The sequence below is a fragment of the Nocardioides dubius genome (assembly GCF_039528155.1).
GTDB lineage: Bacteria > Actinomycetota > Actinomycetes > Propionibacteriales > Nocardioidaceae > Nocardioides > Nocardioides dubius.
The window spans coordinates 227,407-230,022 of sequence record NZ_BAAALG010000007.1 but is presented as its reverse complement, the minus strand read 5'-3'; the positions used below and the strand labels follow the sequence as shown (position 1 = coordinate 230,022).

The following is a 2,616-nucleotide window of genomic DNA, read 5'->3' as shown; positions in this document are numbered from 1 at the left end:
CGGCCAGGCGATCGGAGCCGGACTCCTCGCTGCGGCACTCGGGCTCGCGGTGATCGCCACGACCACCTCCTGGCAGACGTACTGGGGCCTCGGCGTCGGCCTGGCCATCGTCGGTCTGGGCGTCGGCGTCGCCATGACGCTGTCGACGGATGCCGTCGTCGGTGCCGTTCCGGCCAAGCGGGCCGGTGCCGCCTCGGCCGTCGCCGAGACCGGCTACGAGCTCGGCGGTGCGTTCGGGATCGCCATCCTCGGCTCGATCCACGGCCTGCTGTATCGCGATGCGCTCGCCCTGCCGGCCGGGGTCGCGGACGCCGAGGCTGCCGCGGCGAAGGAGTCGCTGGCCGCGGCCGTCTACGCGAGCGACGACTCGGCGCTGATCGCCGCCGCCCAGACCGCGTTCGCCTCGGCGATGGAGGCGACCGCGTGGATCGCGGCCGCGGTCCTGGCGGTGTCCGCCGTGGTGGCGTGGAGGATCATCCCCTCGGTGCGGGTCGAAGGGCAGGTGCAGCGTGAGCACTGACGGTGAGCGCGGCGCGGAGCGGATCCGTGACCGCGAGCGGACCAGACGGGCGGTGCTGACCGCCGCGGAGCGGATATTCGCCGAACGCGGCACGGGCGCAGCCATCGCGGATGTCGCCCGCGAGGCCGGCGTCAGCAAGAGCGGCCTGCTGCACCACTTCCCGTCGCGCGAGGAGCTGATCGGTGCCGTGGTGGCGCACGTGATCGCGAAGAGCTGGGAGGAGATCCATGCCCTGGTGGATCCGGCCGACGACCGGCCGGGAGCGTTCACCCGCGGGTACCTGCGCGCGATGACCGGCGACAGCCCCTATCTGTCCGAGCTGTTCAGCGCCAGCGGTCTGATCGCCCATCTCGGGACGACGGCGGCGCTCGGCCATCTGGAGGGCCTCGAGCACGACGACGCCGCTCGGCTCCGAGCCGCCTTCGACGCCGACGGCCTGCCGCCGGGGCGGGCCGCGGCGGTGCGCTACGCCGCCGAGGGGATCGCGCTCTCCCTCAACACCCCGTACCTCACCGAGTCGCAGCGCCTCGAGGTGCGTGCCGAGCTGTTCGCGCTCACCGAGCTGTGAGACCTGTTCGAAGTCGCAGGTTGTTGCCAGGTCGACGTCGCTGACGAACGTTCGGCCCCTGAATTCACCGAATTCAGGGGCCGAACGTCAGGGACTGCCCGAGGGGGCGGGGTCAGCGCTTGATGTTGACGAGCTCTTCGAGGACCTGGTCGGAGGTGGTGATCACCCGGGAGCTGGCCTGGAAGCCGCGCTGGGCGAGGATCAGGTTGGTGAACTCGGCGGCGAGGTCGACGTTGGACATCTCGACCGCGCCGGCCATGATCGCGCCGCGGGTGCCCTGGCCGGCCACGCCGAGCTCGGCGGCACCGGAGTTGGCGGAGGCGCGGAAGGCGGTGTTGCCGACCTTCTCCAGGCCCAGCGGGTTGTTGAAGTCGGCGATCGCGAGCTGGGCGATGTTGCGCTGGATGTCGTCGGAGAAGACGCCGCGCAGGATGCCGTCGGCACCGATGCTGTACGAGGTCAGCTCGACGCCGGCCGGGACGGCGGGCAGCACGCCGGCGGTGTCCATGGTGACGTTGATCAGGCCACCGGTCGGCTGGCCGGCGGCGTCCAGGGCGTAGCCCTGCACCCGCATGCCGGACGGCGTGACCAGCGAGCCGGTCTCGTCGAAGTTGAAGGCGCCGGCCCGGGTGTACAGCGTCTCCGCGCCGTCCCGGACCACGAAGAAGCCGTCGCCCTGGATCATCAGGTCGGTCGGGCTGCCGGTCGGCTGGGCCGAGCCCTGCAGGAAGTTGGTCCGGGTGGCCGCGAGCTGCACGCCCAGGCCGACCTGGATCGGGTTGGTGCCACCGTTGTTGGCGTTGGCGGCCGAGGCGCCGGTCAGCATCTGGCTCAGCGTGTCGGAGAAGACGGTTCCGCTGGACTTGAAGCCGATCGTGTTGGCGTTGGCGATGTTGTTGCCGGTGACGTCGAGCATGGTCTGGTTGGTGCGCAGACCGCTGATGCCGGCGAAGAGTGAACGAAGCATGGTGCTACCTCCTGGTTGCGGCGCTCAGGCTTGGGCGTCGGTGGGTGTGTCGGTGGACGGGGTGGAGCCGGGTTCGTGGATGCTGGCGACCCAGGCCAGCGGCACCTGCTTGCCGTCGACGTCGAGGATCGGTCCGTCGGTGCTGAAGGTGACGCCGGTGACCTTGCCGGTCGAGGTGGTGCCGTCCTCGTTGAGGTACGAGACGTCGCGGCCGACCATGCCGGCCGCGCCGAAGGCGAGCTGGGAGGCGACCAGGGTGGCCGTCTGCTCAGCGACCTTCGTCATCTGCTCCAAGGCGTTGAACTGCGCCGTCTGGGCCAGGAACTCCCCGGAGTCGGCAGGGTTGAGCGGGTCCTGGTAGCGCAGCTGGGCCACCATCAGCTCCATGAACATCTGCTGGTCGTCGTTGGTGCTCGCGGACGTGGCCAGCGGCGTCAGCATGCCGCTGGTCACGGCCTCGGTTGCTGGGATCGACACTGCTCCTCCTCACATCTGAAGGTCCAGTCCGGAGCTCCGGACCGGGGTTGGGGGCTGGGGGGACTGCTGCGGGGCGGGGGGGGG

The 2,616-nt window shown here is 70.8% G+C and carries 3 protein-coding genes and 1 pseudogene; 2 read left to right on the top strand and 2 right to left on the bottom strand.

From position 1 onward, the window contains the following. Positions 1-520 (top strand): annotated as a pseudogene (locus tag ABD151_RS09835) (MFS transporter); the annotation flags it as partial. Further along, the gene (locus tag ABD151_RS09830) at positions 510-1,088 is read left to right on the top strand and encodes a TetR/AcrR family transcriptional regulator (protein ID WP_343993781.1); all 579 of its coding nucleotides are present in this window, start codon (positions 510-512) and stop codon (positions 1,086-1,088) included. The pseudogene ABD151_RS09835 and the gene ABD151_RS09830, both read left to right, overlap by 11 nt. Positions 1,089-1,200: 112 nt before the next feature. Here the strand turns inward: ABD151_RS09830 and ABD151_RS09825 are convergent, their stop codons facing one another. Then, on the bottom strand, positions 1,201-2,055 hold the full coding sequence (locus ABD151_RS09825) for a flagellar hook-basal body complex protein (protein ID WP_343993779.1): 855 nt from the start codon (positions 2,053-2,055) through the stop codon (positions 1,201-1,203). 24 nt (positions 2,056-2,079) lie between these two features. Beyond that, positions 2,080-2,532 carry a flagellar hook capping FlgD N-terminal domain-containing protein gene (locus ABD151_RS09820; RefSeq protein WP_343993777.1) on the bottom strand — a complete coding sequence of 151 codons (453 nt, stop codon included), beginning with the start codon at positions 2,530-2,532 and terminating at the stop codon, positions 2,080-2,082. Positions 2,533-2,616: the final 84 nt, after the last annotated feature.